The sequence below is a fragment of the Wolbachia pipientis genome, from assembly GCF_023661085.1.
GTDB lineage: Bacteria > Pseudomonadota > Alphaproteobacteria > Rickettsiales > Anaplasmataceae > Wolbachia.
Genome location: NZ_JAHDJT010000068.1, coordinates 1 through 7,086, shown reverse-complemented (window position 1 = coordinate 7,086; position 7,086 = coordinate 1). Strand labels below are relative to the sequence as shown.

The following is a 7,086-nucleotide window of genomic DNA, read 5'->3' as shown; positions in this document are numbered from 1 at the left end:
TGCGAAAAATTAAACAATAGTACGCCAAATACAAGCTCTCTTGTCATTTTAACCTATACAGATTGGGAAGTTAAACAAATAGCTTCACTACTATGATAAGGGTATCGGCGAAGGTTGTCAAGTAGTTTTTGTATCCACCATGGCTACAGTGTTCGCACGCAACTTCTACTGAATTGTGCTCTCTCTTCGATAACGTGGCGGAAATGCCTAATTAATCCCTGAATCGGCCAAGCTGCAGCATCACCAAGTGCGCAAATCGTATGCCCTTCTATTTGAGTTGTAAGATCAAGTAACTTATCTATTTCACCAGGTCTAATGTTCCCTGTTACCATCCTTTTCATAATTCTCCACATCCATCCAGTACCTTCACGACATGGTGTACATTGCCCACATGATTCATGCATATAGAAATGCGATAGCCTCTCTATTGCAGCTATTATGTCAGTTGATTTATCCATTACTATGACAGCAGCAGTACCAAGACTTGATTGTACACCTATTAGTGAATCAAAATCCATTTCAATAGTATCACATATAGATTTCGGAATAAGTGGCACTGAAGATCCGCCAGGTATCACAGCAAGTAAATTATCCCAACCCTCTCGCACTCCACCTGCGTATTTTTCAATTAACTCACGCAGTGGAATTCCGAGCTCTTCTTCAACATTACACGGGTTGTTTACGTGTCCCGAAATACAAAATATTTTAGTACCGGTATTGTTTGGTTTGCCAAGAGACGCAAACCATTCTCCTCCACGACGCAGAATATCTGGAACCATAGCTATGGTTTCAACGTTGTTTATCGTGGTTGGACAGCCAAAAAGCCCAACACCTGCAGGGAATGGGGGCTTCATGCGAGGAAAGCCCTTTTTTCCTTCAATTGATTCAAGCTGAGCTGTTTCTTCTCCACATATGTAAGCTCCTGCTCCCCTATGTATAAATACATCGAGGTCATAGCCCGATTTACAGGCATTTTTTCCAATCAGTCCTTCCTTATAGGCTTCCTCAAGTGCCTTTTTTAGAACTAAATATTCATTATAAAACTCACCCCTGATATAAATATACGCAACTGACGCGCAGATTGCTCTTCCAGCCAGAAGAATACCCTCAAGTAGCTTGTGTGGCTCATATCGTAATATATCTCTGTCTTTGCATGTACCTGGCTCTGACTCGTCTGCGTTAACTACTAAATATGTTGGTTGTTCTTTTGAAGGATTTTTGGGCATAAAGCTCCACTTAAGACCGGTGGAAAACCCTGCACCCCCTCGACCTCTTAAGCCAGATTTTTTTACTTCATCAATGATTTTCTCTGACCCTAAATCCAGTAGCTCTTTTGTTTTTTGCCAATTACCACGTTTTTTTGCATCCTTAAGTAGTGAAGTTCCTTTACCACTCAAATTAGTGAATATTTTGTCTTGTTCTTTCACCATGGCTTTTGAAACCTTAGTGAAGGAGTAACGCTTGAAACGAACTCCTCTCACGCTTATTTGTTAATTTTATAAAATTAGCCGTATAGGATACAACCCTTACTCACGTAAAGATACACACCCAGTTGAGAACTTGCAAGAAAAATTAAAGTAAATTACGTAATAAAATGGAATTGAGTCAATAAAAAATTTTTGTCGTTACTAACTTCAACCAAGTTTCTATGGTTTGCTATTTAAACTACTGTAGCTAAATCAACAAATTTTAATATAAGGAAAAAACATTATGAGTGTGACAAGAGAAGCGTTTAGAACACAGCGGGTGAAAATCCAACCTAGGCAAAGTTTAGAAAAATTTAAATTTAATAATAAGCCCGCACATATACTACAGATATGGGAGCTGCATATTGTAGAGACTCTTGTAACCTTGTATTTTTGGACTATTGTCGTACCAATTTTCGATAGCCTCATTAATGTAGTGAAAAATATTTCCTCTTTCCCGGAGAAATTTGTTATATTCTTTTGGGTTACTGACTTTCATTTTCTGTAGCATATTCTTTCTTAGGTAATTAAATAGCTACTCTATAATGAATTTTGTCAGTAACCACTAGGTTTTTTAGTTGCCATGCAACAAAGCCTCATAGGTTCCACCTAACTGACTTGTTAGTTTGTTTAACCTGCTCCCTAATGCTTTTTCTGTTTTTTCGATTACATTATCCTTACTTAAACTTCCCTTCTTATCAACTACACTTCATATTTCTTTCCACTGCACATATCCCATCATAATTTTGAGCATTTCAATTATCATATACCATAATAAAAAAGTCAACCTCACACCTTGGGTTACAGCTTTACTAGATCCTAAAAACTAGCTAAAATGGGCAAACATTTACGAATTGAATTTAGTGTGCAATCAGCAAACAAGGGTATTGATATCAACAATACTCTGCAGAGTAGCAATATGGTATGATCACATGCTTTTTATTGACCTGGTTAATATAATCAGTAGAGAGTTTTGTTCTGCAAAAGACGTTTACTACAACATATTGCAATTGTTTGGAATTGCAGGACTGGGTGCTATGGTAAGGCCACTTGGCGCATTTGTATTTGGTCACATTGGTGACAGATATGGAAGGAGGGTAGCGTTAACAATTGCCATTTTGCTAATATCGATTCCGTCTAGCCTCGTTGCGTTTATTCCAGGTTATAGTCGGATAGGTGTAGCTTCCACTATGTTGCTCCTTGCAATCCATCTAACACAAGGGATTGCGCTCGGCGCTGAACAAGGAGGCAGTTCTGTTTATCTCATAGAGCATTTACCTAATAAGAAAAAGCTAGGAATGTTTTTTGGAGTAATAAGTTTTGGTCGCTCCATTGGCGTTTTGCTTTCTGTGGCAATGGTGGTCATCTGTAAAAAAATCACTGATTTTAACGCTTGGGGTTGGAGAATACCGTTTACTTTTTCAGCTGTTTTGGGACTGATTAGTGCATATAGTATATACACATTAGGAGAAACTCCAGCATATGAAAAAAGTCGAGAACAAAGAAATTTACCTGATTTGCCAATAATAGAGCTTATAAAACGCTACAAGAGAGCTCTTACACTTGCTATTTTAATATCTATACCCGTTAATGTTGCTGTTGGATTCACCATATTTCTCAGAACAATTGCAAAGGAAATAGTATCGGTTGAGACGTATGTAACAACATATGTCAACGAAGTTGTGCTCATTATAACCAGTGTATTAATGCCGATATCTTCAATAGCATTTGGAATGTTAGCTGATAAGGTGGGAAAAGAGCGGACTGCAATCCTATTCATAGTGATTACTATGGTACTGTGTTGTCCCATGTTATCTATTGCATACCACTATAAAAGTTATCTTATAATTATGCTTAGTGTAATGGTTCTTTCTATAGTAGAAAGGGGTATAAATCCTATAGGAATAGTCGCATCTGAACTCTTCCCCGCTAATGTTAGATTTAGTGGAGTGAGTTTATCACGCAACATCTCTTATGCTTTGCATGGCGGATTTACTCCGATGATATGTACTTGGTTTACTATAACATTCCCTCAAATAAACTTTGCTGCTGGGCTTTATATAATCTTCTGCTTATTGATCAGTTTGGTGGCAATATTGCAAATAAAACCACAAGATAAAGATTTTGATTGGTAAAAATTCTGGGGTATAAATCATACACTTTCTGTTAGTGAAATTGAAAGGATTGCAAGATTAAAAGAGAGACACTCAACTTAACCAGTACACGCTGGAATGACAAAGCCTAATTAGGTTCTCAGTTTTTCAAAAAAATCTTTTAGCAAAAAAGAGCACTCTGTTTCTAATATCCCACCATAAACTTCAGGTACATGGTTGCAAAATTGGAATATTTTAGCACCATTTTCAATTCCTCCACCTTTTGGATTATAAGCTCCAAAATACAATCGTTTAATTCTTGCAAAGGAGATAGCTTGAGCACACATAGGGCACGGTTCTAATGTTACATACACGTCAGCATCACAAAGTACTGACGTTGAAAGCAATCTACATGCTTGTCTAATTACTAACATCTCCGCATGTGCAGTTGGATCGTTGGATATGTTGTGCGCGGAAGAAACAACATTGCTTCTACTCACTATTACAGCGCCTATGGGAACTTCGTCACTTTTTTGGGCAAGTTTTGCTTGCTCTATTGCAAGCTCCATATATCGGTATCTAAACACTTTCCTCTGCTAATCTTCTTTTTTAAATTGTGTTAGCTGCTGCCTTAATAAACGACACAAAAAGAGGATGAGGAGAAAAAGGCCTTGATTGGAACTCCGGGTGAAATTGCACGCCGATAAACCATGGGTGATTTTCCAGCTCCACTGCCTCTATACACGCTCCATCTCCTGATATACCACTGCATATCAACCCATTTTTTTCTAAATCATCTTTATAATCTAAATCAATTACGTATCTGTGTCTATGCCTTTCTGAGATGGTAATATCACTATACGCATCCGCCATTTTGGAATTTGGGCTTATATTACATTTATACGCCCCAAGTCTCATGGTTCCACCAAGGTCAATATTCTTATTGCTAGCTAGCTTAATGATCGGATGCTTACAGGTACAAAATTCTTCGGAGTGCACATCTTCAAGCTTAATGACATTGCGAGCAAATTCAATAACTGCAAGCTGCATACCAAGACATATTCCAAAAAATGGGATATTACGCGTGCGAGCGTAACTTATTGCCGATATTTTACCTTCTACTCCATCATCACCAAATCCACCTGGAACGAGGATTGCATGGGAATTCTGCAATTTCTCTTCTATGAGTTTTTTGTTGATAGGTTCTTCACTCTTCTCCCTTGAATTAATCCAATTTATTTTTACCTTGACCTTATTACTAATTGCACCATGGTTTAATGCTTCAACTAGTGATTTATACGCATCGGGGAATTCAGTGTATTTTCCTACTATAGACACAGTAACTTCCTGTGTTGGGTGTCTCATAGAGTGTACTATTCGATCCCATTCAGTTAGGCTTGGTTTTGGCTTATTCAAGTTAAAATGTTCCAAAACTTGTGTACCAAGTCCACACTGATTATATAAAACCGGTAGCTCATATATATGGCTCACATCAGGGGCAGGTATTACATTAGGCAAAGAAACGTTACAAAGATTGGCTATTTTTCTTCTTTGATTATCAGAAATTTCTTTCTCGCTACGACATAATATAATATCTGGTTGCAACCCCGCAAAGTTTAACTCTCGAATTGAATGCTGTGTTGGTTTTGTTTTTAATTCTTGAGCTGCAGTAAGATATGGTACCAAGGTCAAGTGTATAAGGATAACTCTTTGTTTTCCAAGCTTATAGCTGATTTGACGTATGGCTTCCAAAAAAGGTTGGCTTTCAATATCACCTACAGTTCCGCCAATTTCACATATTACAAAATCTAAACCTTCCGTACCATTAAAAATAAACGATTTGATTAAATCTGTCACATGAGGAATAACTTGCACAGTTTTGCCCAGATAATCACCATGCCTTTCTTTCTTCAGTAACTCATGATACACTTTACCAGTTGTTACATTGTCGTCTTTGGTTGCTTTAATTCCAGTAAAGCGCTCATAATGCCCAAGGTCCAAATCAGTTTCAGCACCATCTTCTGTGACGAATACTTCCCCGTGTTGAATTGGGTTCATTGTTCCAGGATCAATATTCAGATACGGATCAAGTTTCCTGATACGGACTCCAAAGCCATGAGCTTGAAGAAGTGTGCCTACACTTGAAGCAACTAAACCCTTGCCAAGTGATGAAACGACCCCGCCTGTTACAAAGATAAATTTAGCTTCCTTCATCAATTTTCAAAAGGAACAGAAGTAGATTCATTTTCTTGTTTTTTTTCTAGTATGATTTTTTCTGCAATTGACTTCTTATGCACATCTTTTGAACATAATCCTGATAATAGCAATGTGTTTATAATAAATAATCCGGCAACTATAGCTGTTGTTTTGCTAAGCGGGTTTGCAGAAGATTTCACCGGAATCATTGAATTGAGCCCCTGCTGTGAATTGCTAAAGCCACTCAGCGGACTACTCCCAGGTGGCTGCAAGAGCACTAAAATTACTAGAACAACAACTAATATTATTTGGAGCGCACTGAGTATCGTTACTGACATTGTAATAGGGCTGAAAATAAAAATTTTAGGAGCATAAAGTACATAAGTCAAGAGATCTGTTCAAGTAAACGAGCGTTGTGTCTGGAATAACAGAGATTTATTAAATATTTTACCTTAAGATCCTAATTTCTTATTATAGGGAATACGCAGCAAGCAATTTATTGATGGTGAAAGATTACAAAAAAGGGCATAGAAAGCGCTTAAGGGAGAAAATTATTCTGGATAATGGACAATCACTGCTCGATTATGAGGTTTTAGAGCATATTTTGTACTCAGCATACAGTAGAATTGACGTAAAGCCAGTAGCAAAGAGTTTGATAGAGAACTTTGGTAGTTTAAATAAGGTTTTTAATGCTGATTTAGAAGTACTGCGAAACATTGATGGAGTCAACAACGCAGCTATATCTGCCATTTTTTGTGTAAAACAAGCCTTTGTTCGCTCTGCAAGAGAAGAAATAAAGGACCTGCCTATAATCAATAATTGGAAAAAACTGCTTGATTACTTAAGAATAAGCATAGGAAGCCTCAATAAGGAAAACTTTCGCGTCATTTACATGAATAAAAAGTATCGTATAATGGCGGAAGACTTGCAAAACGTCGGCACAATAGATCAAACACCCCTTTATGTTAGAGAAATCATAAAACGTGCTCTTTTAATTGGCTCAACGTCTATTGTAATATCTCACAACCATCCAAGCGGGGATACACAGCCTTCAAGTAGCGATATATCCCTCACTAGGTAACTAGCAGAGGCTTGCAAAAGTGTAGGAATAGAATTAGTAGACCACATTATTATCACATTCGATAGCTATTTTAGTTTCAAGGAAAATAGGCTGTTGTGAAAGCTTTTATAGCTACAGTTTTACCAATGTTTTGGAAGAAGGGAGATGAGTCAAAAAACTGCTTGACAACCTCCACCAGTCCCATTATCATAGTAGTGAAGTTATTTGTTTAACTTCCCAATCTGTACAGGTTAAAATGACAAGAGAGCTT

General features: G+C 37.4%; 5 protein-coding genes and 2 pseudogenes. 2 read left to right on the top strand and 5 right to left on the bottom strand.

Annotated elements, in window-relative coordinates:
- Positions 1-143: 143 nt before the first annotated feature.
- Entirely contained in the window at positions 144-1,430 is a 1,287-nt protein-coding gene (nuoF, locus tag DM84_RS03820; protein WP_250778412.1) for an NADH-quinone oxidoreductase subunit NuoF, read from the bottom strand.
- Positions 1,431-1,830: 400 nt separating this feature from the next.
- Positions 1,831-1,977 (bottom strand): annotated as a pseudogene (locus DM84_RS06255) (IS5 family transposase); the annotation flags it as partial.
- Between the two features lie 352 nt (positions 1,978-2,329).
- Between DM84_RS06255 and DM84_RS03815 the strand changes: the two are divergent.
- Complete coding sequence (locus tag DM84_RS03815) at positions 2,330-3,601, top strand: MFS transporter (RefSeq protein ID WP_250778411.1); 1,272 nt, start codon at positions 2,330-2,332, stop codon at positions 3,599-3,601.
- Between the two features lie 110 nt (positions 3,602-3,711).
- On the opposite strand, the gene DM84_RS03810 is transcribed toward DM84_RS03815, so the two are convergent.
- The 3 genes from DM84_RS03810 to secG are packed head-to-tail and all read right to left on the bottom strand — an operon-like array spanning position 3,712 to position 6,093.
- Positions 3,712-4,128, bottom strand: a complete 417-nt coding sequence (locus DM84_RS03810) for a nucleoside deaminase (protein ID WP_250778413.1) — start codon at positions 4,126-4,128, stop codon at positions 3,712-3,714.
- A gap of 40 nt (positions 4,129-4,168) precedes the next feature.
- The gene (locus DM84_RS03805; protein WP_250778410.1) at positions 4,169-5,773 is read right to left on the bottom strand and encodes a CTP synthase; all 1,605 of its coding nucleotides are present in this window, start codon (positions 5,771-5,773) and stop codon (positions 4,169-4,171) included.
- Positions 5,773-6,093 carry a preprotein translocase subunit SecG gene (gene secG, locus DM84_RS03800; protein WP_175937498.1) on the bottom strand — a complete coding sequence of 107 codons (321 nt, stop codon included), beginning with the start codon at positions 6,091-6,093 and terminating at the stop codon, positions 5,773-5,775. Before secG ends, DM84_RS03805 begins: the two co-directional genes overlap by 1 nt.
- Positions 6,094-6,260: 167 nt before the next feature.
- On the opposite strand from secG, the pseudogene radC reads away from it, so the two are divergent.
- Positions 6,261-6,935: pseudogene (gene radC, locus DM84_RS03795) on the top strand (RadC family protein).
- The last annotated feature ends 151 nt before the right edge of the window (positions 6,936-7,086 follow it).

Excerpts from the sequence above, each read along its gene's own strand:
- nuoF (WP_250778412.1), bottom strand. The coding sequence starts at position 1,430 with ATGGTGAAAGAACAAGACAAAATATTCACTAATTTGAGTGGTAAAGGA.
- DM84_RS03810 (WP_250778413.1), bottom strand. The coding sequence starts at position 4,128 with ATGGAGCTTGCAATAGAGCAAGCAAAACTTGCCCAAAAAAGTGACGAA.
- DM84_RS03805 (WP_250778410.1), bottom strand. The coding sequence starts at position 5,773 with ATGAAGGAAGCTAAATTTATCTTTGTAACAGGCGGGGTCGTTTCATCA.
- secG (WP_175937498.1), bottom strand. The coding sequence starts at position 6,093 with ATGTCAGTAACGATACTCAGTGCGCTCCAAATAATATTAGTTGTTGTT.